This window comes from Nocardioides limicola (assembly GCF_016827675.1).
GTDB lineage: Bacteria > Actinomycetota > Actinomycetes > Propionibacteriales > Nocardioidaceae > Nocardioides > Nocardioides limicola.
In genome coordinates, this window is record NZ_JAERJA010000005.1 from 99,860 (window position 1) to 123,050 (window position 23,191).

General features: G+C 70.7%; 20 protein-coding genes. 6 read left to right on the top strand and 14 right to left on the bottom strand.

The features are described from left to right. Positions 1 to 60: 60 nt before the first annotated feature. Positions 61 to 687 carry a 5,6-dimethylbenzimidazole synthase gene (bluB, locus tag JKG67_RS11705; RefSeq protein WP_203337496.1) on the top strand — a complete coding sequence of 209 codons (627 nt, stop codon included), beginning with the start codon at positions 61 to 63 and terminating at the stop codon, positions 685 to 687. Here the strand turns inward: bluB and recD are convergent. The 3 genes from recD to recC are packed head-to-tail and all read right to left on the bottom strand — an operon-like array spanning position 669 to position 9,096. Continuing rightward, positions 669 to 2,432 (bottom strand): exodeoxyribonuclease V subunit alpha, encoded by a 1,764-nt coding sequence (recD, locus tag JKG67_RS11710; protein WP_203337497.1) that lies wholly within the window; start codon positions 2,430 to 2,432, stop codon positions 669 to 671. The genes bluB and recD overlap by 19 nt on opposite strands. Then, a complete protein-coding gene (locus JKG67_RS11715; RefSeq protein WP_203337498.1) occupies positions 2,429 to 5,776 on the bottom strand; it encodes a UvrD-helicase domain-containing protein in 3,348 nt (1,115 codons plus the stop codon). The genes recD and JKG67_RS11715 overlap by 4 nt, the downstream gene beginning before the upstream one ends. Then, complete coding sequence (recC, locus tag JKG67_RS11720) at positions 5,773 to 9,096, bottom strand: exodeoxyribonuclease V subunit gamma (RefSeq protein ID WP_203337499.1); 3,324 nt, start codon at positions 9,094 to 9,096, stop codon at positions 5,773 to 5,775. The genes JKG67_RS11715 and recC overlap by 4 nt, the downstream gene beginning before the upstream one ends. Before the next feature lie 132 nt (positions 9,097 to 9,228). Between recC and JKG67_RS11725 the strand changes: the two genes are divergently transcribed. The 4 genes from JKG67_RS11725 (at position 9,229) to JKG67_RS11740 (ending at position 12,278) form a co-directional block, all read left to right on the top strand. Continuing rightward, positions 9,229 to 9,693, top strand: coding sequence for an HNH endonuclease (locus JKG67_RS11725; RefSeq protein WP_307816534.1), 465 nt, complete (start codon positions 9,229 to 9,231; stop codon positions 9,691 to 9,693). Positions 9,694 to 10,002: 309 nt separating this feature from the next. Continuing rightward, positions 10,003 to 10,650 carry a hypothetical protein gene (locus tag JKG67_RS11730; protein ID WP_203337501.1) on the top strand — a complete coding sequence of 216 codons (648 nt, stop codon included), beginning with the start codon at positions 10,003 to 10,005 and terminating at the stop codon, positions 10,648 to 10,650. Then, on the top strand, positions 10,650 to 11,168 hold the full coding sequence (locus tag JKG67_RS11735) for a hypothetical protein (RefSeq protein WP_203337502.1): 519 nt from the start codon (positions 10,650 to 10,652) through the stop codon (positions 11,166 to 11,168). Before JKG67_RS11730 ends, JKG67_RS11735 begins: the two co-directional genes overlap by 1 nt. A 57-nt stretch (positions 11,169 to 11,225) precedes the next feature. Next, complete coding sequence (locus JKG67_RS11740; protein ID WP_203337503.1) at positions 11,226 to 12,278, top strand: glycoside hydrolase family 16 protein; 1,053 nt, start codon at positions 11,226 to 11,228, stop codon at positions 12,276 to 12,278. 4 nt (positions 12,279 to 12,282) lie between these two features. On the opposite strand, the gene JKG67_RS11745 is transcribed toward JKG67_RS11740, so the two are convergent. From JKG67_RS11745 to JKG67_RS11770, 6 genes are all read right to left on the bottom strand, one after another. Then, complete coding sequence (locus JKG67_RS11745) at positions 12,283 to 12,669, bottom strand: DUF1304 domain-containing protein (protein ID WP_203337504.1); 387 nt, start codon at positions 12,667 to 12,669, stop codon at positions 12,283 to 12,285. A 92-nt stretch (positions 12,670 to 12,761) separates the two neighbouring features. After that, a complete protein-coding gene (locus tag JKG67_RS11750) occupies positions 12,762 to 14,147 on the bottom strand; it encodes an FAD-dependent oxidoreductase (protein ID WP_203337505.1) in 1,386 nt (461 codons plus the stop codon). A gap of 300 nt (positions 14,148 to 14,447) precedes the next feature. Then, a complete protein-coding gene (gene dmpG, locus JKG67_RS11755) occupies positions 14,448 to 15,473 on the bottom strand; it encodes a 4-hydroxy-2-oxovalerate aldolase (protein ID WP_203337506.1) in 1,026 nt (341 codons plus the stop codon). Further along, positions 15,470 to 16,432 carry an acetaldehyde dehydrogenase (acetylating) gene (locus tag JKG67_RS11760; RefSeq protein WP_203337507.1) on the bottom strand — a complete coding sequence of 321 codons (963 nt, stop codon included), beginning with the start codon at positions 16,430 to 16,432 and terminating at the stop codon, positions 15,470 to 15,472. The genes dmpG and JKG67_RS11760 overlap by 4 nt, the downstream gene beginning before the upstream one ends. Next, on the bottom strand, positions 16,429 to 17,250 hold the full coding sequence (locus JKG67_RS11765; protein ID WP_203337508.1) for a 2-keto-4-pentenoate hydratase: 822 nt from the start codon (positions 17,248 to 17,250) through the stop codon (positions 16,429 to 16,431). The genes JKG67_RS11760 and JKG67_RS11765 overlap by 4 nt, the downstream gene beginning before the upstream one ends. 88 nt (positions 17,251 to 17,338) lie before the next feature. Continuing rightward, complete coding sequence (locus JKG67_RS11770) at positions 17,339 to 17,917, bottom strand: helix-turn-helix domain-containing protein (RefSeq protein WP_203337509.1); 579 nt, start codon at positions 17,915 to 17,917, stop codon at positions 17,339 to 17,341. Positions 17,918 to 18,032: 115 nt separating this feature from the next. Here JKG67_RS11770 and JKG67_RS11775 point away from each other — a divergent pair, with 115 nt between their 5' ends. After that, positions 18,033 to 18,833, top strand: coding sequence for an IclR family transcriptional regulator (locus tag JKG67_RS11775; RefSeq protein WP_203337510.1), 801 nt, complete (start codon positions 18,033 to 18,035; stop codon positions 18,831 to 18,833). Positions 18,834 to 18,901: 68 nt separating this feature from the next. Here JKG67_RS11775 and JKG67_RS11780 read toward each other — a convergent pair whose 3' ends face one another. From JKG67_RS11780 to JKG67_RS11800, 5 genes are read right to left on the bottom strand one after another with little or no spacing between them, the layout of a single operon-like run. Next, positions 18,902 to 19,270: a hypothetical protein gene (locus tag JKG67_RS11780; protein ID WP_203337511.1), complete on the bottom strand. Its 369-nt coding sequence runs from the start codon at positions 19,268 to 19,270 to the stop codon at positions 18,902 to 18,904. Further along, positions 19,267 to 20,877 (bottom strand): acyl-CoA synthetase, encoded by a 1,611-nt coding sequence (locus JKG67_RS11785; RefSeq protein WP_203337512.1) that lies wholly within the window; start codon positions 20,875 to 20,877, stop codon positions 19,267 to 19,269. The genes JKG67_RS11780 and JKG67_RS11785 overlap by 4 nt, the downstream gene beginning before the upstream one ends. A 9-nt stretch (positions 20,878 to 20,886) precedes the next feature. After that, positions 20,887 to 21,720 carry a 3-(cis-5,6-dihydroxycyclohexa-1,3-dien-1-yl)propanoate dehydrogenase gene (gene hcaB / locus JKG67_RS11790; protein ID WP_203337513.1) on the bottom strand — a complete coding sequence of 278 codons (834 nt, stop codon included), beginning with the start codon at positions 21,718 to 21,720 and terminating at the stop codon, positions 20,887 to 20,889. Next, on the bottom strand, positions 21,717 to 22,589 hold the full coding sequence (locus tag JKG67_RS11795) for an alpha/beta fold hydrolase (protein WP_203337514.1): 873 nt from the start codon (positions 22,587 to 22,589) through the stop codon (positions 21,717 to 21,719). The genes hcaB and JKG67_RS11795 overlap by 4 nt, the downstream gene beginning before the upstream one ends. Positions 22,590 to 22,599: 10 nt before the next feature. Beyond that, positions 22,600 to 23,190: an aromatic-ring-hydroxylating dioxygenase subunit beta gene (locus JKG67_RS11800; RefSeq protein WP_203337515.1), complete on the bottom strand. Its 591-nt coding sequence runs from the start codon at positions 23,188 to 23,190 to the stop codon at positions 22,600 to 22,602. Position 23,191 lies beyond the last annotated feature (1 nt).

Sequence of the window (23,191 nt, forward strand, 5' to 3'; positions counted from 1 at the left end):
AGGCTCGACCGGCGGGCACCCCGCCCCCGTGCCCGGGCGAGCCGGTAGGTTGGCGCGGCCATGGACCTGTACGACGCGATCAACCGCCGCCGCGACACCCGCGCCGAGTTCACCGGGGAACCGGTCGACGAGGCGGTGCTGCGCCGCGTGTTCGGCGCCGCCCACGCCGCCCCCAGCGTCGGCATGAGTCAACCGTGGGACTTCGTGCTGGTGCGGGACCCGTCGACCCTGGACCGGTTCGCCGCGCACGTGGCCCAGGAGCGTGACGTCTTCGCCGCCTCGTTGAGCGGTGAGCGTGCCGAGACGTTCTCCCGGATCAAGATCGAGGGGATCCGGGAGTCCGGGCTCGGGGTGGTGGTCAGCTATGACGCGGGGCGCGGTGGCCCGGCGGTCCTCGGTCGGCACGCGATCGCCGACGCCGGCCTCTACTCGGTCTGCCTGGCCATCCAGAACCTGTGGCTGGCGGCGACCGCCGAGGGTCTGGGCGTGGGTTGGGTGAGCTTCTATCGGGAGGAGTTCCTGGCCGACCTCGTCGACCTGCCCGAGGGGGCCCGACCGGTGGCCTGGCTGTGCCTGGGTTCGGTGGCCAACCTGCCCGAGGTGCCGGACCTGGAACGGTTCGGCTGGCGTCACCGGTCCCCGTTGGACTCGGTGCTGCACCAGGAGCGCTACCGGACCGGCGACTGACCGGAGAGGCGGCCGGCCAGGCCGGTCGCGCGACTGGCCCGGGTGAGCACCGCTGCCCGGACCGCCTCCTCACTGCCGATGATCCGGACGTGGTGGCGGGCCCTGGTCAACGCGGTGTAGAAGAGTTCGCGGGTCAACAGCCGCGAGTCGGCCTCCGGCAGCAGCACGGTGATCTGATCGGCCTCGCTGCCCTGCGCCTTGTGAATGGTCAGCGCGTGCATCGTCTGCACGGCGTCGAGCCGCACCGGCGCGAAGTCGCGGGTCCGGTCGCCGCCCTCGATGTGGGCGCGCAGCCGGCTGCCGTGCTGCACCACGACCCCGGTTTCGCCGTTGTAGAGGTCCAGGGCCCGATCGTTGCGGGTGACCAGCAGCGGCCGACCTGGATACCAGACCCGGGCCATGTCCTCGCCGGTCTCCTCGGCCAGCCACTGCTCCACCTGGCTGTTCCAGCGCCGGACACCGTGCGGACCCTCCCGATGAGCGCAGAGCAGTCGGTGCCCCCGGAGGGCGGCCAGCGCGGAGTCGGCGTCGCCCTCGACTGCGGCGGCGTGCGCCGCTTCGGCGGCGGGCAGGCAGTCCGCGCGCACCGCCGCCTCGACGGCCGCCGGGTCGTCGGTCTCGACGAAGGTGATCTGGGTGGACGAGGTGCGCAACCGGTCCAGGACCAAGTCCGGGTCGCCGCTGCGCAAGGCATCCGCCAACCCCTGGATGTCGCGGGTGGCTCGGAAGTTCTCGGTCAGCGCCAGCACCGGCGAGTCCGGTGTCCCGGCACAGCCGGCGACGATGTCGGCGAGCACCGCCCCCGCGCCCACCGAGGTCAACTGGTCCGGGTCGCCGACCAGCAGCAGCCTGGTGTCGGGCCGCAGTGCTTCGAGGAGTCGCGCCATCATCGTCAGGTCCACCATGGACGATTCGTCGACGACCACCAGGTCCGCTCCGAGCCTGTTGCCGCGGTGATGGGCGAACCGGGTCCGGTTGTCCGGGCGCCAGCCGAGCAGTCGATGCAGGGTGACCCCGGCCAGCGGGGACAGCAGACGCACAGCGGCACGGGTCTGGTCCGTGCTTGCGGCCAGCGCGAGCTCGCTGTTGACCGCCTCGGTGAGTCTGGCCGCCGCCTTGCCGGTCGGGGCGGCCAGCACCACCCGGAGCCGTTGCCCGGCGTGTTGGTCGGCCAGGAGCAGCAACATCCGCGCGACCGTCGTGGTCTTGCCGGTGCCGGGCCCCCCGGTGAGGACGACGGTACGCCGGGTGAGTGCCGCGAGGGCCGCCCGCTGCTGCTCGGGGCTGAAGTGGCCGTCGAGCGTGTCGGCCAGGGCCGTTGCCCGGGCCTGGTCGATGCCGTCGACGGCACCGATCCGTGTGCTCAGCTGGTCGGCGACCTGCCTCTCCAGCAGGTGGTAGCGGTCCAGGTACACCAGGCCGGCCTCGACGTGCAGGATGCGGTCCCGGACCAGCGGTGACGTGGCTGGCGGCGGGTCTGGCGCAGCAGTCAGCCCTTCGGGCAGCCGGTCTGCGATGGTGGCCAGGTCCAGACAGACCGAGCCGTGCCGCACCGCCCGCACGGTCAGTGCGGTCACCAGCAGGGCCGCTTCGTCGGCCTCGCCGGCCAGTCGGCCGATCGTGCGGGCCACGTGCACGTCGCCGGCGGTCAGCACACCGGCGGCGTTCCAGTCGGCCAGCGGGCCGGTGGCGGCGAGCGCCAGCCGGCGGTCGTAGGCGTCGTCGCCCTGCCAGAGCTCGGTCATCGCAGGCTCCCGTCCAGCAGGTCGGAGACGGCCGCCACCAGCTCGATCGGTGGCTGCCACCCGAAGACACCGGCCGGCTGGCCGTCGTACCGGGGCGTGTCGGGGCCACACATGCCGCGCAGGTAGAGGTAGAGGACGCCACCGAGGTGCTGCTCGGGGCGGTAGCGGTCGGTCAGCCGCCACCGCAGGAACCGGTGCAGCACACAGGCGTAGAGCAGCGCCTGGAGTGGGTAGTCCGAGTGCGCCATCGCTTCCTCGAGGGCCTCGGGGCGATAGGCGTCCGCGGTCAGCGGCGAGTCGAGGTCGCCGAGCCAGTTGGTCTTGTAGTCGACCACCAGGTAGCGGGCGTCGTCACCGTGGCCGACCCGCATGGCCACGTCGATCGACCCGGTGAGGTAGCCGCGCAGCGGCTGCGCGGCCAACTCTCCGGTCAGCCGGTCGGCGTACCACCGGACCGGGTCGCCGGGAGGCAGGTGCTGGCGCAGCAGCGGCGCCAGGTCCCCCAGCGTGACCTCGGTGCCGTGATGGTGGTCGCCGCCGTCCAGGGGCACCTCGAACTCGACCTCGCAGAGTCGGTCACCGGTGCCGATGTCGCGCAGCGTGGCGTCACCGGCCAGCGGGCCCAGCGGCGTGTCGCAGACCGCGACCAGCGCGTCGACCAGGGTGTCGGTGTCCAGGTCGACCGGCCACCAGAGCTGCTGGTCGAGGATGTGGCGGCGTAGCTCTGCCGCCAGGTCGTCCGCCTGCGGGTCGGCGTGTTCGAGGACGGCGTGCACCAGGGAGCCGAAGGTGGCCCCGGAGGGCAGGTCGGCCATCGGGCTGAGGGGGGTCTCGACAGGCTCGACCGCCGAGGACTCCGACCCGACCGCCGAGGACTCCGACCCGACCGCCGAGGACTCCGGCTCGACCGCCGAGGACTGCGGCTCGACCACAGGAGATTCAATCAGCGGGGACTCGGGTTCACTGGTGACGCCAGGGGCCTCGTGGCCGACCCGGCTCAGCGCGGTGTACGACGTACGTCGCCACCAGTGATCCACCCGGCGGGTGAAGCGTCGCAGCCGCAGCTCGGCCGGCGGCGGCTCTGCGGGGGGCCGACCGGCCGGGGCGTGCACCGCATGCTCGACGGCTATCCCCCACCGCCCGAACACCGCCGCGAGGTCGTTGTCGCCAGGCAGGTCGGCGATCTGGGCGACCTGGTCCGGCTGGCCGGGATCCCGCAGCAGCACCCGGTGCAGCGGAGAGGCGGCGGTGCTCTTCGCGGTCGGTGCCCACCAGCACACCACCTGGGACTGGGCCCGGGTCAGCGCGACGTAGAGCAGCCGCAACCACTCCCCGTCGGACTCCTCCCGCCAGCGACGCAGGTGTTCGCGGCGTGCCGAGCCACTGTTGCCGCCGATGTCGAGGCACCGCTGGCCGTCCTCGTCGTGGAAGAGGGGCAGATCGGGTTGCGTGATGTACCGGTCCCACAGGGTCGGCAGATGGACGACCGGGTACTGCAGCCCCTTGCAGCCGTGGATGGTGACCAGTTGGACGGCCGCGGCGTCGGAGTCCAGTCGGCGGCTGCGTTCGTGCGCGTCGGCGGCGGTGTCGGCGACCCGCTCCCGCAGCCAGGCCAGCAGGCCCACCACGCCGCGACCCTCGGCGTGCCCGAGCTGGTGCAGCAGTTCACCGAGGTGCTCGAGGTCGGTCAGCGTGCGCTCCCCGCCGGTGCGGCCGAGCACCCGGGCCGGCAACCCACCCACCCGGGCCGCTTCGAGCACCGCGGCGCAGCCACCATCGGCGAGCAGCAGCGCCCACTCTCGCAGCGTCTCGGCGACCTGCTCGGTCAACTCGTCGCCGCGCTCGTCCAACTCGACCGCCGTGTGCCCGAAGAAGCTGGTCAGGGCCGCGGACCGGACCCGGGGGCTCCGGTGCGGTTGCTCGAGACCCTCCAGCAGCCGCACCCACTCCGAGGCGGCGGGCGTGTCGAAGACGCTGCCGCCGGACCTGACCGCGGCAATGCCGAGCGCGCGCAACTCCTGCTGGATCGCATCGAGCTCGGCGTGCTTGTGGGCGATCACCGCGACATCACTGGCGACCAGCGGCCGCCCGTCATAACTGGCGCCGGAGCCCAGCAGGCGGCTGATGTCCAGGGCGACGTCCCGGGCGATGTAGGCCCGCACCGGCGCGACGGGCGGGTTCTCCTGGGCGCCGGGCAGGTCGTCCCGTCGCAGGTACCGCAACCGGAACGGCGCGGACTCGGGAGCGCCGTGAAGGCGACTGCCGGGACGCTGGCTGCTCACCTCGGAGACCCGGATCCGGTCGTGGCCCAGCGGCAGGCCGCGCAACAGCCCCTGGAGACGGTCGACCAGCGGCGCGTCGCTGCGCCAGTTGCTGTCCAGGCTCTTCTGCGCGGTGACATGGGCGCTGACCGACGCGGTCAGGTAGGTGTGCACGTCGCCGCCGCGGAACGCATAGATGGCCTGCTTGGGGTCACCGATCAGCACCATCGTCGCCTCACCACCGAAGGCCCGGTCGAGCACCTGCCACTGGTGGGGGTCGGTGTCCTGGAACTCGTCGACCAGGACGTACTGCCACCGATCCCGCATCCGCGTGGCCGCCGGGGCGTCGGGTTCGGCGAGGACGGCGGCCAGTTGGCTGAGCAGGTCGTCGTAGGTGAGGATCCCCTGGCGCCGTTTACGTCGTTCGACCTCGTCGCGGACCGCGAACCCGAAGCGTGCCCGCAGCGCAGCGGCGGGGTCGGTCTCGGCGGCCGGGTCGGGCACCAGCCGGGCCAGCGGGTCCTTGATCACGCGGGTGGCGAGGGAGAGCGCGGTGGCGTGATCGAAGCCGTGCTGTTCGCTGCCGTCGGCGAAGCGACGAAGGTAGAAGTCGTCGACCACCTCCCGGACCAGGTCGTCGACCTCCTCGACCAGCACCGCGCGCGGGTCGCTGTCGCCGGCGACGCCGAGGGAGTCCAGGACCAGCGAGCAGAAGCCGTGGGTGGTGGTGATGGTGGCCGCGTCGAAGCGGGCCAGCGCGGCGGTGAGGCGAGCGAGTACGACGGTCCGGGTGTCCGGGTCGGCGTCGAGCAGCCAGTCGGTGAGCTCGGAGTCGGCGTCCCCGACGGCCTCCCCGGCGAGCAGGCTGCGCGCCTCCTCGAGCTGTTCGCGGACCCGGCTGCGCAGTTCCGAGGTGGCTGCGCGGCCGAAGGTGATCACCAGGATCCGCTCCAGGTCGACACCCTCGGCGACGTAGCGGGTCACCAGCGCGGCGATCGCCCACGTCTTGCCGGTGCCGGCGCTCGCCTCGAGGACCGTGGTGCCTCGGCCCGGCAGCGGGTCTGCGATCCGGAAGGTGGTCACATCGCCACCTCCCACTCCGAGGCCAGCAGCGGCGACCAGATCCGCTCGGCCGCGGCGGGCAGGGCCGCCGCAGCGGGCGTACGTCCGAGCAGCACGTCGACGTCGGCGCCCACCCCGAACGCGAGGGCGTGATAGGGGTCGGCGTCCTCCTTGGGGTAGCCGTTGAACCGGTCGGTCGTCCACTCCCGGGCGGCGGCCTGGCCGGCGGAGTCGCGATGGCGGCGGGCTCGTTCCGCCCAGGCGGCCCCGGTCTCGACGGGGCAGGCGACGGGCGTGGTCAATCCCAGGTCGCGCAGCGCGACCAGGTCGCGGAGGGTCTCGACGGGGTCGACGACATCGGCGCGCAGTCCCCGGGCGACGGCCACCTTCGTGGCGGAGCGGCCGCCGGCCTTGCCGACGGCACAGCCGAGCCAGGCCGTGTCCGGTCGGCTGGCGGCCAACGCGAGCAGGTCGACCCACAGGCCCAACCGTTGCGCGGCCTTGACCCGTCCCCAGCGCATCGACAGCACCGTGACGTCGTGCACGCCGGCGACCGTGCCGATGAGGCGGCGGCCACCGCCGAGGTCCACGTCGACGTCGATGGTGGCCGGTTGGGCGCTGCGGAACCGCGCCGACGCCTGCCACAGTGCCTGACAGTCGCGCACCAGGGGCTCCAGGGTGGCTGCGGCCAACGCGCCCGGGGGCAGCGTGCCACGCAACTGCTCGAGGGTGAGCAGCGCGCCGGGCTCGCCGCCGGCCAGCAGCTCCGCAAGCAGCCGGTCGCCGATCTGCCAGGTGGCGAGATGGTCCAACTCGATCGGGATCGCGTCGGGGAGTTCGTTGTGGGTCAACGGGGCACCGACGTCGAGCCGCTCCTTGAAGAACGTCCGAACCGGATGGGTGAGGAACGCCCTCAACTCCTCGACGGTGACGTCGGCAGCGGGCAGTGCGGTCAGTGGTGCGGCCAGCAGCTCCGGGGGCGGGGTCCGCTCGGCGGCCGCTGCGGCTGCGCCGTCGCGGGCCGCGGCGTCGAAACTCCGACCCGCGAAGTTGCGTCGGTCGTGGGCTTGCAGGGGGTGCCGGGTGAGCACTCGTCCGGCAACCGGGTCCGCGGTGGTTCGGTCCAGGGCGGCCAGGAGTTCGGCGAGGGGCACGGCGGGTGGACGCTCGGCGCCACTGCGCTCGTCGGCGCCGCTGTAGGTGACCACCAGGTGCTCGCGGGCGGCCAGGATCGCATCGAGCAGCAGTTGCCGGTCCTCGCCGCGCCTGTCGCGCTCTCCGGTCATCGGCCGACGCAGCAGCACGTCATCACCGTCGGCGAGGGTGCCGCGCGGGAACACCTGATCGTCGAGGCCGAGCAGGCAGACCACCCGGTGCGGGATGGACCGCATCGGGGTCAACGTCGCCACCGTGATCGCGCCGGTGCGGAAGTTGGCGCGGGTCGGCCGACCGGCCAGCCGCTGCTCGAGCATCGCTCGTACGTCGGGGAGGCTGAGCTCGGTGGGGGCGTTCTGCGCGGCTGCACCGATGCCGGCCAACTCCCGCTCCAGTTGCGGCAACTGCCAGGCGTCGGCGGCCGCGACCCGGGTGAGAGCGCGTACGCCGTCGCGCAACGCGGCGAGCCAGTCGGCGACGCTACGGGACTGGGCCAGCGCGGCCAGGCAGCGCTCCAGCCGGTCCAGGAACTCGGCGAAGTCTCCGGCCAGGTCGAGTTCATCGCTGCCGATGTCATCGACCGGCACCGCCCGGCCCAGGGGCCGGCGTTCGTCGTCGCTGAGCGCTACCCCGGCGAGGATCCGTTCCAGCCCGGCGGCGAAGGTGTTGCCGCCGTACTGTCCCAGCCCGTACCTGGTCAGGGTCAGCTCCGCGGACAGCCCCCACCGGACGGCGGCACGGTCCACCCAGTCGTGCAGGCGCTCCAGGCCGTCGTCGTCGAAGGAGAAGCGCATCCGGCACGGTGCGGCACCGGCCAGGTCGAGCACCTCGGCGGCGGTGGCCCGGCCGGCGGCCAGGGTCAGCAGGTGGCCAGCCACCGCCAGCAGCGGGTTGGTGGCGCGCAGCGACCGGTCGGCCAGACGCAACCGGAGGCGATGCCCGGGGTGCCCGGCCCACCCGTCGGTGTCGGCGGGCGCGAGGCCGAACGCGGACTGGATCAGCGGGGCGTAGCTCTCGATGTCGGGGCACATCACCACGATGTCGCGGGGCTCCAGGTCGGGCTGGTCCTGCATCAGGCCGACCAGCACCTCGCGGAGCACCTCGACCTGGCGGGCCGGGCCGTGGCAGGCATGCACCTGCACGGAACGGTCGTCCTCGGCCAGGTGTCGGTCGCCCCGCTCGGCGGGGGTGGGGGCGTGGTTGTCGCGCAGATCGTCCTGCAGCCAGCCCAGCAGCGTGGCCGGGGCCGGCGGACCGGCCAACGTCTCGGCGGTCGCGTCGGCCAGCAGCGGCGCCACCGCCCGGCGCAACTCCCGGGCGTCCCGACCCAGGGACGCGAGCAGCGGGTGACCGACCAGCTCGACGGAACGGTCCTGGTCGCGGGGCACCACGCTGTCGCCGAGTTGCCCCTGGGCCTCCCAGAGAGACCGGGAGACCTGGGGCAGCCACAGGTGCACCTCGCGGTGCGTGGCGAGTGCCTGCAGCAACTCCAGTTCGGTGACCGGGATCCGGGTGTGCCCGAAGAGGGAGAGCCGCTCGGGCAGGTCCAGCGACCCCGGCGCCTCCCGCAGCTGGTCCAGCACGCCGTGGTGGCGGACCTCGGGCGGGTCAGCTGGCACCACCTCCAGCAACCGTCGCCACAGCTCCGCCTGCCAGGCCAGGTCGGGCGCCAGGTGGCCACCGGCGCCGTCGCTGTCCTGGCCGGCCCGCCAGTCGGCCAGCAGCCCGGGCCGCTGCACGGCGTACGACGCGAACCTGGTGGCCAGCCGGTGGGCGGTGGCCCAACGACGGGCCCGGCGCAGGTCCCGCTCGGTGTCGTCGCGCCCCTCGCCCAGGTGCCGGGCGAGCGGCCGGCACCAGTCGGCATCCAGGTGCGCGTCGATCGTGGCCAGCAGCGGCCACACCAGACGGTCCGGGTCCCACGGGTCATCGTCCTCGCTGCCGGTCACCATCGCGACCAGGGAGCGCGGGTTGAGGAACCGGACCCCGGCACAGACCCCGTCCCCGAGACCCGGTGCGGCGCCGAGACGGTGCGAGAGCCGCTGCGCCAGCCACCGCTCGACACCCCTGGTCGGCACCACCACCACCTCGGTGGCGAAGGGATCCGGCAGCGGGTCGCTCAGCAGCCGGGCAAGCCCGTCGGCCAGCACGTCGGTGCTGGGGGCGTGGTGCAGGTGAACGGGCACGGCGGACAGCCTGCCATGGAGCACCGACGAAGTGGCCGGGCCGATGCGGTGGTTCCGCGTCGGCATGCCTACTCTTGCCAACGAGAGTTCAACGCACGTCACGTCTCCTCGAAGCGGCCGGAGGTGATTGCGGTGACCGCCACCCAGGTGACCTTGCTGAACGCCTCCTATGAGCACCACGACGTGGTGTCGTTCAAGCACGCGGTCCGGATGCTCTTCCGCGGCGTCGCCACCGTCGAGGAGTCGGTGGCGGACAAGATGATCGGCCCGCATCCGTGGCCGAAGGTGATCCGGCTGGTCCGGTACGTCTCCCAGCGATGGCTGCACCGGCCGGCGGGCTGGTCGAGGCGCGGCATCCTGATCCGCGACGGCGGCACCTGCGGCTACTGCGGAGCCCCCGCCACCACCATCGACCACCTGCTGCCCGCCTCCCGCGGCGGGCCGTGGTCGTGGGAGAACTGTGTCGCCGCCTGCCGGCACTGCAACGAACGCAAGGGCAACCGGACCCCCGAGGAAGCCGGGATGCGGCTCAAGGCGCCGGCGTACCACCCGACCAAGGCGCGACTGATCACCCTGCAGGCGGCCGCCGCCGGGTGAGGCGGAAATAGAGAACGGCTCCGCGTCGACGGGGGAGGCGACACGGAGCCGTTCATAAGAGCTTCGCCGGTGTCTCGGGTCACCGGCGAAGCAAGACCCATCCTGCCCCACGAGTCACCGGCTTGTCACGTTGTCGTCACAGAAAGTTCGCGAATCCTTCGTCAGAGGGGGCGTTGGTCCCGTCTCGGGCGGGCCATCCGGTCCGGCTGCTCGGCGGCCTGAGGCCACTAGGCAGTTTCTCCTCATGGCGGCCACCGCCCGGCCGCCCCTAGCGTGCGTGCCCGCGACACCCATCCTGAGGAGCACGCAATGAGTGAACGATCCACGTCGAAGGCGGCCCTGATCGTGGCCAGCCTGGCGTTGGTGCTGTCCGCGACGACCGGAGCCACCGCGGCCGTGGTGACCAGTCAGCAGATCGCCAAGAACGCGGTCAAGTCCAAGCACATCGCCAAGAGCGCCGTGAAGTCGCGGCACATCGCGCGGGGGACGATCAAGTACGGCGACCTCGCCCCCGCCGCCCGCGAGCAGCTGCAGGGACAGCAGGGCCCGGCCGGACCCGCTGGACCGAGCGGTCCCGCCGGCGAGATCACCCCCCTGGCGTCGGGCGAGACCATGTCCGGCCCGATCGCCGCCGCGGGCGCGAAGCTCGACAATGGCACCGGCGGTTACCTCAGCGCGGTGATCCAGTACCCACGCCCGCTTGCCGCACCGGCGCCCAACGGGGCACTCGCCCAGGTCTGGGGCACCACCTACACCGCCGACTGCCCCGGGCCGGGTCAGGCGGCCGCCGGGAAGCTGTGCATCTACTCGTCGCTGCACAGCCTGGTGGCCAACCCCTACATCTACTCGGACGACGCCTGGGCCGACGGCAGGAACGGCGTCGTGGTGTTCTGGCCGTTCAACGGCAACTCCGGCAACGCCTGGGTTGCGGGCAGCTGGGCCTACACGGCGCCGTGATGGGGATGCGACGCAAGGCCACCCGGGTGGCGGTGACGGCCGCCCTGCTGATCGCGGCCACGGGATGTGGCGAGAGCCTGAGCGAGCGAGGCGCCGAGCGGCTGCTCGAGCAGTTCACCGACGCCGAGAACGTCGACGTGGACTTCGAGACCGGCGACTTCTCGGTCACCACCGAGGACGGGTCGGTGCAGATGGGCGCCCGGCTGCCGCAGGGTTTCCCCGACGATGTCCCCCTGGTGTCCGGCGAGGTGCTGCACGGAGCTGAAGTGCTCGGGGCCGACGGCGAGGCGCACTGGACCGTCTCGCTGCAGGTCACCGGCGCCCCCACCGACGCCTACCGGGCGGCGGTCGAGCAGTTGGAGGCCGTCGGCTTCACCTCACAGGGATCGATGGACCTGAGTTCGCCCGAGGAGACCGTGTTGGGCGCCACGTTTGAGCGGCCGCCGTACACGGTGGTGGTCTCCGTCATCAGTGACGAGCCGACGATGCTCAACTATGTGGTCGGGCGCACGGGTTGAGTCCCGTGTCCCCTAGAGTCAGGCCGCGTCACCCACGCCTGGATCAGGAGACCCCCCTTGGCACCGCGCGTCCGGACCATCCTCTCTGTTGCGACCACCACGACGCTGTTGGCTGCCGTTGCCGCGGGCACCAGCGCCCCGGCGATCGCGCAGCCCACCAGCCAACCGGTCGTCGTCCATGCTCCGGCGCCCACCGGGACGTGCTTCGACTGGTTCCCGAACCTGATCCGGCAACTCCAGTGCCACCTGGGCCTGATCGACGTACCTCCGGGCCAGACACCCAACCCCCTCCCCGACCCGTGGCCGGCACCCGACCCCTCGCCCGACCCCGACCCGTCCCGGTTCGACTGCGGCGACACAATCCTGAAGCGCGACGGCACTGCGTGGGCGTGCACGTTCGCCGACGACTTCTCCGGCACCGAGCTCGACCGCACGCTGTGGGTTCCTCAGCGCCAGCACAGCAACGGCACGGCGTCGGTGTTCGCCTGCTACATCGACGACCCGGCCGTGGTCGACGTCTCCGGGGGGTCGCTGAACCTGTCCGTGGTGGAGATGGACGAGCCGGTGCCCTGCCCCGATGGGCGGCAGACCAGGTACGCCGCCGGCCAGGTCTCGACGTACCAGATCTGGAGTCAGGCCTACGGCCGCTTCGAGGCACGGATGCGGGTGCAGGAGTTCGATCGCCCGGGGCTGCATGAGGCGTTCTGGCTGTGGCCGGACACCCGACACTTCCCGTGGACGCACCTGTGGCCGGCCTCGGGTGAGATCGACGTGATGGAGACCTACTCCAAGGACCCACACCTGGCCGTCCCGTTCCTGCATTCGGGGGTCAGCGCGGTGCTCGGCCCGGTGCCCGGGCTCAACACCGCGTGGGACTGTGTCGCCCACCGTGGCGAGTGGAACACCTACGTGCTGGAGTGGTCGGCGACCCGGATCAAGATCCTCGTCAACGGCCGGACCTGCCTGAACACCGCCACCGATGCGGCCTTCCACAAGCCGTTCCTGATCGCATTCACTCAGGCGCTCGGCGTCGGCGCCAACGGCTACGACGACTCCGCCGGGTTCACTCCGGCGACCATGAACGTCGACTACGTGAAGGCCTGGAAGTAGCGCGTCAGCGCCACACTCCGACGATCAGGGCGATCACCCCGAGCGCCGGCACCAGGCCCTGCTTCACCGCGGCGGAGGCCTTGTCCGGGCTCGACAGGATCAACACCGCTGCGGCGGCGACCATCGACCCGGCGCCGGTGAACACCAGCGTCGCGCCGACCGCTTCGAAGCCGGCGGCGTACACGCCGATCCCCAGGAACACCGCGATCGCGAGGAAGAGGTTGTAGAAGCCCTGGTTGAACGCCAGCACCTTCGTCGCCTCCGCCTCCTCAGCGCTGGTGCCGAAGACCGCTCGCGCCCGGCGGCTGGTCCACGCGATCGACTCCAGATAGAAGATGAAGACGTGCACCAGCGCCGCGATGCCGGTGAGGACGAGTCCAGTGATGACCATGGTGGTGCCTCCTTGATGCCAGGAGTCGACACCCTACCGATCAGAGGCCATCGCCCCGGGCAACGGAACCAGAAGGGACAACTGAGCAGGGTCTAGGGCAATGTCGTAGCGGTCACCGACGGTGCCGATCGAGGGGAACGCCCGTATCGTGTGGCCCCTACTGGGCCTGAGGGATGGTTCACCACCAGTCCGGCCGTGAACCGGGCCATGCTCGCCAGGGCACGAGCTTGGCGCAGGGCGTGGCGGGGGTGCTGAGCGGAACCAGCGATCAAGGCGCCGGTGGTCCGCGCTGTCGCCGTCAGGAACGCTCCCGTCGGAACTGCTCGCAGCGGTGGGATGGTCTTGTTGAGGATGCCTGCCAGGCGTAGGGCCACCTCAGGGTCCCGTGCTCCTGGCTCGAAGATCGCATCGGCTAACGCTTCGGGGAGGTAGGGCTCGCCGATCAGGCAGTTGGTCCAGTACATCTGCCACGCATCCTGGTCCCGCCACCGCCACCATCGCCGCGTGTGGGCATCGATGCGGTTCGTCTCGAAACCCAGCTCGACGGCGGCAGCGAGTGTCTCGGCTTGTCGCATCGCGTCGGACATGCCTTGGCCGAGCGAGTAGTCCTTGAAGTTGCCGGCGTCGCCCACCAACACCCATCCGGGGCCGGCGGATGTGCGGAAGTAGCTGTGCCATCTCTGGAGGACTCGTAGCGGACCCACTCGAGTTGCGTCTCTTGTTGCCTCCGCCAGCTCAGGGAACAGTTCGAGCTCGATGTCGAAGTTGCGGTATCGGTCCTTGAGAAAGGACTGTCCGACGTCGATGGGCACGGCTGCCGCGGCGAGGAACCGACCGCCATCGAGCGGCGTGCCGAGGAAGCCGGTGGTGCCACCGCCGGGCCTGCTCCTGGCGCCGAAGAAGAACCCGGCCTCGATGTCGGCGCCCTCATAGATCGACCAAGTCGGCAACCGTCCAGCGGCGCGCGAACAGTACTCGGAAGCGCCTACGCTGGCCGCGACGGTCGAGTTGCGGCCATCAGCGCCGACTACCAGTCCCGCGTACAGGTCCCCGGACGCCGTGCGCACGCCAACGACCCTGCCTGCTTCGACGATCACGCCCTTGACCGCGCTTCCGACCCTGACGTCGGCACCGACGTGCGCTGCGCTCTCCACGAGTGCTGCGTCGAGCATGGTTCTGGTGACTCCCAACGTCATCCCATAGGTCTGCGGATCGACGTCGAGCGTGAAAGTTGAATGGGGACTGACGGTCGTTACGCTCCGCATGACCGGAGGACCGGCCGCCAGCACACGGTCGAGCATCCCAAGCCGCCGCAGTACATCGACGCCGTTGGACTGCAGTGCGCTCGTCGACGGGGTATCGCTGGGGAACGTCGCCTTATCCAGGACACAGACACGGAGTCCGCGGTCGGTCAGGGCCTTGGCGAGCGGCGCCCCGGCACATCGCGCACCCACGATGATCACGTCGAACGTTTCCATACGTCCTCCTGTTGAGCTTCGGACCGCCGCTCGCACCTTGATCCGACGTTCCCGCGGTCATGGCAGTGAGTCTGAATACCCGCTACACGGTGTATCAGTAACATTGCCGCAGGCGAGGACATGTGACCAACGACACCCAGATCGAACGGATCGCCCCGGAAGCAGACGAGACCCGACTCGCACTGATCGCGCGCCGGCTCCACTCCGTCGCAGATCGAACGGATCGCGAACCTCTTGCAGGTGAACGAGGCTTACGCGACTGCCCCCCGCATACCCATCAGTCGGCTGCTGCTGGCGCGTCTATGAGTCCGCTTTCTGAATCGGCGGGCCCGCCAAATCGAGCGCGATGTCGACGATCATGTCCTCCTGACCGCCGACGAGCCCGCGGCGGCCGACCTCCAGCAGGATGGTGCGTACGTCGAGGCCGTACCGCTCGGCGGCAGCCTCAGCGTGACGCAGGAAGCTCGAGTAGACGCCCGCGTATCCGAGCGTGAGAGTCTCCCGATCGACCCGGACGGGGCGGTCCTGCAGCGGACGCACCAGTTCCTCCGCAGCGTCTTGCAGTGCGAAGAGGTCCGCGCGGTGCTTCCACTCGTAGAGGTCGGCGACGGCGACCATCGGCTCGATCGGGCAGTTGCCCGCCCCGGCACCCTGACCGGCGAGCGAGGCGTCGACCCGGTAGACACCCTCCTCCACCGCGACCACCGAGTTGGCGACCGACAGCGAGAGGTTCTCGTGGGCATGGATGCCGATCTCGGTGGATTCGTCGAGCACGTCGCGGTAGGCGCGCACCCGGTCACGCACGCCGGTCATGGTGAGCCGTCCGCCGGAGTCGGTGACATAGACGCAATGCGCGCCGTAGGACTCCATCAGCTTCGCCTGCTCTGCCAGAGTCCCCGCCGGAGCCATGTGGCTCATCATGAGGAAACCAGCGACGTCCATGCCGAGCTCGCGGGCCTTGGCGATGTGCTGCGCGGAGACGTCGGCCTCGGTGCAGTGGGTGGCGATGCGGATCGACCGCACGCCCAGGTCGTAGGCGCGCTTCAGCTCCTCGATGGTGCCGATGCCGGGCAGCAGCAGCGTGGTGAGGCGTGCGCTGCTGATGTTGTCCGCAGCGACCTCCAGCCACTCCCAGTCCGTGTGGGAGCCGGGGCCGTAGTTGAGCGACCCACCGGCGAGGCCGTCACCGTGCGCGACTTCGATCGCGTCGACGCCGGCGGCATCCAGCGCAGCGACGATCTCGCCGAGCCGGCCCGGTGGGATCCGGTGGCGGATGGCGTGCATGCCGTCGCGGAGCGTGACGTCCTGCAAGAAGATCTCGGTCATCGGGTTGCCCCCACGGTCGATCCAGCCTGCTGCTCGGCCATCCGCTCGGCGACACGGAGTGCAGCCGAGGTCATGATGTCGAGGTTGCCGGCGTACGCCGGCAGGTAGTGTGCGGCACCCTCGACCTCGAGGAACACCGTCACCTGATGGGTTGCGGCGGCGCCGCCGGTCAGCGTGTGGACCGGCTGCCCCTCGGGGATCGGGGTCACCTGTACCTCCTGCTTGAGCCGGTAGCCGGGCACGTACTCAGCCACCCGGGCCGCCATCTCCTCGACCGACGCGCGGATCGCGTCGGCTTTCGCGCCGTCCGGGTCCTCGACCAGCGCGAGCACGGTGTCACGCATGATCAGCGGGGGCTCGGCCGGGTTGAGGATGATGATTGCCTTGCCGCGGGTGGCGCCGCCGACGGCCTCGATCGCGTGCGCGGTGGTCTCGGTGAACTCGTCGATGTTGGCGCGGGTGCCCGGACCGGCGGACTTGCTCGCGATCGAGGCGACGATCTCGGCGTACGGGACCGGGACGACCGACGCGATGGCGGCAACCATGGGGATGGTGGCCTGGCCACCGCACGTGACCATGTTGACGTTGTCCACCGACTCCGCGAGGTGCTCCTCGAGGTTGACCGGCGGCACGACGAAGGGTCCGATCGCGGCCGGGGTGAGGTCGACCAACTGCTTCCCGTGCGGAGCGAGCGCGGCGGCATTGGCCTTGTGCGCACCGGCCGACGTGGCGTCGAAGACGATCTGGATCTCATCGAAGCCGGGCATCGCGATGAGACCGTCAACGCCCTCGTGGGTGGTGGGTACGCCGAACCGCTCGGCGCGCGCGAGTCCGTCGGACTCGGGATCGATGCCCACCATGGCCGCTACCTCGAGGGTCGCGGAGAGGCGGAGCACCTTGATCATCAGATCGGTGCCGATGTTGCCCGATCCGATGATCGCGACCTTGGTCCTGCTCATGCGTCCTCCTCGAGGCTGAACGGTGCGGTGACCGACCCGAGCCCGGGCACGGTGGCGACGAAGGTGTCTCCCGCCGCGACCGGCACCATGGGCCCGAGCGCACCGGAGAGCACGACCTGGCCGGCGCGCAGCGGCTCGCCCAGGTCGCGAGCGGTCGTGGCCAGCCAGGCCAGCGCGGCGAGGGGGTCGCCGAGGCAGGCAGCCCCGGTGCCGGTGGAAACCACCTCGCCGTCGCGGGTCAGTTCCATCGCGGCCTCGACAGGGGTGAACTCCGCGAGCGAGACGCGCCGTTCTCCGAGCACGTACCCGCCCGAGCTTGCGTTGTCGGCCACGGTGTCGCCGAAACTGATGTCCCAGTTCCTGATCCGAGAGTCGACGATCTCCAGCGCCACGCAGACCTCGCCGACGGCGGCCTCGACGGCATCGTCGGAGATGTCGCCGTCGAGGTCCGCTTTCAGGACGAAGCCGATCTCGGCCTCGATCTTTGGCTGCAGGAAGCAGCGGACCGGGATCGGCTCGCCGGCGTCGTATGCCATGTCGTCGAGGAGTACGCCGAAGTCAGGCCGGTCCACCCCGAGCTGCTGCTGCACCGCCTCGGAGGTGAGCCCGATCTTGCGGCCCACGACGGTGCGGCCGCTCGCGATCTGGTCCGCCACCAAGCGCTGTTGCACGGCGTATGCCGCAGCTATGTCGGTGGTGCCGATCAGGTCGCGGACGGGTGGGCACGGGGTGCGGCTGCGGGAGGCTTCGGCAAGCCGGGCGGCGGCATCGGCGATCGCGGCGTCGGTCACCGACGGGGCGGCGGGGGTCGAGGGCATCGCGTCCTCCGGGTGGGCACTGGGTCACCCCCAGTGAAGGGGGCCCGCGGCCCCGTCGCGCTGGCCGTGCCGGGGACCGGCACACCATTCAGGTGTTGAGCACCTGCGGTGCGATCTGGCGCACCTGCGGCATGGTCACGACAATGTGCAGTGCGGCCGGCCCCGCGAGGCAGACCTGCAGGTGCGGGACGTCGGCGGGGAACCGCACGAAGTCGCCGGCTTCGACCTCGACCGGGTCGGCGAGCGGCCCGATCCGTACCGCGCCGCTGATGACATAGGCGTGATACAAGGTCCCCTGCGGTTGAGCGTCGAGCGCGCCGGAGTCCGCGCCCGCTTCGAGGCGGACCAGCCGGGTGATGACGTAGCCGGAGCCGTAGATCTGGTCCAGGGCGCGTATGTCTCCGCCGTCGGCGTTCTCCCACTCGGCCTCGCCGGCGCGTTGCACGAAGACCGGCGTGCCCCATTCGGTGAGCAGCCGCTGGACCGGCACGTCGAGCGCCTCACTCAGCGCCATCAACGTCTCCACTGTCGGGTTGCCGGTGCCGAGCTCCACCTTGGAGACCGTCTGCTTGGCCAGTCCCGAGCGTCGGGCGACCTCTCCCAGGGAGAGGTTGCGCTCGATGCGGAACCGCCGCACATTGCGCGCGACCACGTCGTTGCCGGACACCCATCCTCCGTCACTTTTAAATGACACTGCGTAACTCTTGACTACCGTCACTTCTAGTATGCACTCTGTCACATGTAGGCAACACAGGGAAGCACCCCGAGGAGAGAACCCCAAGATGAGCACCATGACCGCCAGCCGCGACGACCGGGCAGCGATCGACAAGGCAGTGAGCCTCCTGGTGTCCTTCGGTGAGCAGGCCAGCACCGGACTCGGCGTCAGCGAGCTCGCCCGCCGTGCCGAGCTCAGCAAGTCGACGGCGTTCCGGGTGCTCGGGATGCTGGTGCGCAACGACGTGGTGGAGAAAGTCGGTAGCGAGTACCGCCTCGGCTCACGGCTGTACGACCTCGGCACCAAGGTCTACTCCGCCGAGCATGAGGCGCTGCGCGAGATCCTCACGCCCTACCTCGCCGACCTCTACGAGATGACCCACGAGACCGTGCACCTCGCCGCGTTGCACGGCACCGACGTGGTCTACCTCGCCAAGCTGTTCGGGCACCGTCGCGTGCCGTCGCCCTCCCGCGTCGGCGCCCGCGTGCCGGCCAACTGCACCGCCGTCGGCAAGGTGCTGATGGCCTACAGCCCCAGCGCATTCGACGCCTTGATCAGCACCCCGCTCCCCCGGCTCACGGGGCACTCGATCACCGATCCCGAGGCACTGGCCGCCCAGCTGATGCGGACCCGCCGGGCAGGCATCGCGTACGACGACCAGGAGGCTGCCGAGCGGCTCAACTGTGTCGCGGTGCCGGTCTTCGGCGCCGACGGCCGACCGCTCGCGGCGCTCTCGATCAGCGGCCTGGTCGGCGAGTACGATCCGCGCGCCCAAGCCGTCCCGCTGCGCCGGGTGGCCCGGGCGGCGTCCTCGGCCCTGCAGAAGTCGGGCGTCGGCTCCACGGTCCGCCGCGCCCGCGCGGTCTGACGCTGACTTCCTCGGCCGGGTCTCAGCCTGGATCCGTGGACGGGCGCCGTCGACGGATCCAGGCTGTCTCAGGTCTGCGGGACCCGGTCGAGGTCCATGTCGACCGCGGTCACCCAGCCGGGTTCGGCCACCGCGAGGCTGACCGGCCCCTCAGGGAGGTCCACGTCGACGACGTACCGGAAGCCGGCCGCCTCGGCCGCCTCCAGCACGGACACATCGCCCTCGGGCGCGGCGAAGACGATGCGGCGGCACTGCGGGTCCGCGGCCTCGACCACAGCAACGGCGCGCTCGAGCGTCGGGGTCAGCGCGGTGGGTGCCAGGCCCTCCGCCCGCACCTCGACGTCACGTTCGCTGACCGGGTAGGCCTCGCGGAGCCGGCCGGTCACGCAGTGTTCGAGCACGACGCCGGCACCGACGTCGGGCAGGGGCGTGCTCACTGGTCAGCCTCCACGATCTGCCGGATCCGGACCTTGTCGAGCTTGCCCGACGCGTTGCGGGGGACGACATCCGCGACGTGCAGCCGGGTCGGGAGCTTGTACCGCGCCAGGCTCTTGGCAGCGTGGTCGCGCACCTTCTCCAGGGTGAGGTCGGCACCTGGCTCGGCGGTGATCATCGCGACGACCGCCTCGCCCCACTGCTCGTCCGGCATGCCGACCACCGCCACGTCGGTCGCACCCGGCAGGTCAGCGAGCGCGCGTTCGACCTCGGCGGGATAGACGTTCTCGCCGCCGGAGATGATCATGTCCTTGAGGCGGTCGACGATGAAGAGGCAGCCGTCGTCGTCGAGGTAGCCCACGTCGCCGGAGTGGAACCAGCCCTCGGCGTCGAAGGCTGCGGCGGTGGCCTCGGGATTCTCCCAGTAGCCGGGCGTGACGTTGGGCCCGCGCACCACGATCTCGCCGGACTGACCGGCGGGCAGCGGCTGGTTGGAGGCCACGTCCACCACCCGCACTTCGGTGTAGGGCATCGGGATGCCCGCCGAGCCGAGCTTGTCCTCGGTCCACTCCACGGGGAGGTGGGTCGCGAACGGTGCGGTCTCGGTGAGGCCCCAGGCCTGTTGCAAGGTGACACCGAGAGCGGCGTACTCCTTGATCAGCGACGGCGGCACCGGCGCGCCCGCGACCACGACCGACCGCAGATGGGAGAGGTCGGCGTCGGCGAGGCCGGGCGTACGGGCCAGTGCCTGCAGCATGGCGGGGACCGCGAAAGTCGAGGCGACCTCGTAGTCGACGTAGTCACGCAGCGTCTGCTCCGGGTCGAAGGCCCGCCGCAGCACGATCCGGTTGCCGCGCACCAGCGACCGGAGAACGAAGCTGTTGAGGGCTCCGATGTGGAAGATCGGAGCAGCCGCGTGGGTGGTGTCGCCGCGGCGGCTGTCGAGCATCAGCTCTACGTTGATCGAGTTCCACCAGGCGTTGCCGTGGGTCAGCACGACGCCCTTCGGGAGGCCGGTCGTGCCGGAGGTGAACATCAGGATGGCCGGGTCGTCGAAGGTGCGCGCCGCGATCGAGGAGTACGGCGTCGCGGCACTCAGCAGCGAACGCCAGCCCCGCCACTGCCCGGTGACCGGTTCGGCCGGGATCGCGGGGTCGTCGTCGACGAGCAGCCGCTGTCGCAGGTCGGGCAGGTCGAGTTCGTCGACAACGGCCCGGTGCCCTTGCTCGCAGACCAGGACCGTGGCGCCGCTGCGTTCCAGCACCGACTGCAGTTCCGGGCCGGCGAGCCGGAAGTTCACCGGAACGTGGATCGCGCCGAGCCGGAAGGCGGCCAGCATGGTGAGCAGGAAGGACGTGCTGTTGAGGCCCACGTAGGCGACCCGGTCCCCTTCGCCCAGCCCGGCGTCGGCCAGCACGGTGGCCAGTCGGGCGGCACGGTCTTCGAGCTCTCCGTAGGTGAGGTCGTCGCCGTCGTACACGACCGCGGTGACATCCGACCGGAACCGGGCATGCCGGGCGACCGCCGCTGCGACGCTGATGTCGACGCTGTGGCCGGAGTTGGCGGGGTGCCCGGCTACTGGCCCGGCCGTCGTCGGATGGGTGCTCATGTCATCTCCTCAAAGGTGGTCGCCACCGGCGTCGCTGCGGAAGCCGCGCACGCCCATCCCACCATCGACGGAGATGGCGTGCCCGGTGATCGGTCCGGACTGCTCACGGGACGCGAGCAGCACGTACGGGCCGGTGAAGTCCCGGGGGTCGGTGCTGGAGTCGTGCAGAGGGATCGGGGGTGGTGGGGTGTTGGCGTCCCGTTTCGCGAACGAGGTCGCGATCGACCGGTCCACGAGGTCCAGGGAGGCCGGTCCTCGCAGGTCGGTGTTCATCGCACCGCAGGCCACGCCGTTGACCCGCACCTTCGGCGCGAGCTCGTAGGCGAGTTCACGCATCAGGCCGAGGCAGGCGTGTTTGCTTGCGGTGTAGACCGGTCCGCCGCCGTTGACGTAGAAGGACGCGTTGGACAGCGTCATCACGATGCTGCCCCGGGTCTTCACCAACTCTGGCCACGCCGCGTGCGCAGCCAGCGCATAGCCCTTGACGTTGACAGCGAAGACCTCGTCCACGCTGTTCGACAGCTCGTCGGCGGTGAGCTTGGTGAGCTGTCGTTGGAAGTCCCACATCCCGGCGTTCGGGACGAGGGTGTCCAGCTTGCCGAACCGCTCGAGGGTCGCGGTGACAGCTCCAGCGAGGTCGTCGGCGGAGCGGACGTCGCCGGCGACGGCGAGCATGCGGTCCGGGTCCGACGAGCTCTTCACGACCGCATCCAGCTTGTCCCGGTCCCGGCCCATCACGGCGACCGAAGCGCCCTCGGCCACGAATCGCTCCGCGACCGCGGCACCGATCCCGGAACCGCCGCCGGTCACGAGGGCGACGTACCCCTCGAGCCAGCCGGTCACGAGGGCGCCCCGACGAAGTCGACGACCAGCCGCTCGAACTCCGCCTGGCGCTCCAGCTGGACCCAGTGGCCGCAGTTGCCGAAGACGTGGAGCTGGACGTCGCGGATCAGCTTGAGCATCAGCTGGGCGCCCTCGAGGGTGATGGTGCGGTCGTCACGGCCCCACAGCAGCAGGGTCGGAGCCTTGATCTTGTGAAGGTCACGCCAGAGTGGATCCATGCCGCGCCGCTGCGCGAAGTGGGCGTTGAGCCGGTGGTAGAACTCGACGTGGCTCTCGTCCAGCGAAGCCTCGTAGCGGGCCTCCGCGGTGTCGGCCCACTTCTTCGGCTGCGCGGTCATCACGCCGATGAAGCTCTTCATCTTCTTCAGCGTGGGGCCCTCGCCGTTGTAGTACTTCCACATCTCCTTCTGACCCTCGGTCGGCGTGGGACCGAACGGCAGCCAGCCGCCGCCGGGCGCCATCAGCAGCAGCCGCTCGACGCGGTCGGGGTGCTGCTGGGCAAACGCGATCGCGGCGGCGCCGCCGAGACTGTTGCCGAGGAGGTGGAACCGCTCGACGCCGAGGTCGCCGAAAGCCTCGGTGAGCTGGTCCACGGCGATCTGGGTGATCGACTTCTCATCCAGCTCCTCCTGACTGGGGCGGTAGGAGCCGCCGAAACCGGGCTGGTCGGGCAAGACGACGCGGAAGTGCTTGGCAAGCTCTGGGAGGTTCTGATGATAGTTGGCGATCGCGGAGGCGCCGGGGCCGCCGCCGTGCAGCATCACGAGTACCGGAGCGTCGCTGCCCGCAGCGTCGGCAATGGCCACGGCGATGTCACCGCGGCTGGTGGCCACGGTGTGATGGGTGAGCTCGATGTCGGCGACGGTCACGATATTCCTCTCAGAAGAAGGTGGAGATGTTCTTGGACTGCAGAACGTTGGCGTCGAGGAGGATCTCCCGGCGGGCGACCTGGAGCCGTCCGTCGGTGACGCCGTCGGGCGCGGTGAGCCGACGCAGTACGTCGGCACGCTGGCCGGCGAAGACGTTCTCCTCACGCTCCAGCCGACTCCGGTAGACGAGGAAGTTGCTCTTCACGACCAGGTCAGACTCGGTGACACCCTCGTCGACCGCCGGGCTGGCGTGGCGCACGCGGACGTTGGTCACCAGGTGACGGGTGCGCGATGGCGGATCCTCCGCCCATGCCATGCCCGAGTCGAAGCGCCGGATCCGCCAGGCCAGCGACTCCTTGGTCTCGTCGTAGAAGCCGGCCTCGCCGCGCGCGGCGATCGACAGCGCCTGCTGGCGACGCAGCCGATTGGTGCGGGTGGGCATCCAGTAGTCGAGATCGTCGGCGAGCAGCTCGAGCCAGTCGGCGTATCTGCCGTCGTCGAGCAGTTCGGCCTCGCGGTAGTAGAACTGCTCGACCTCGAAGTGGATGTCGCGGTCGGCCAACTGTCCCGCCCGGGTGCCGTCGAGGACTGAGTGGGTCATG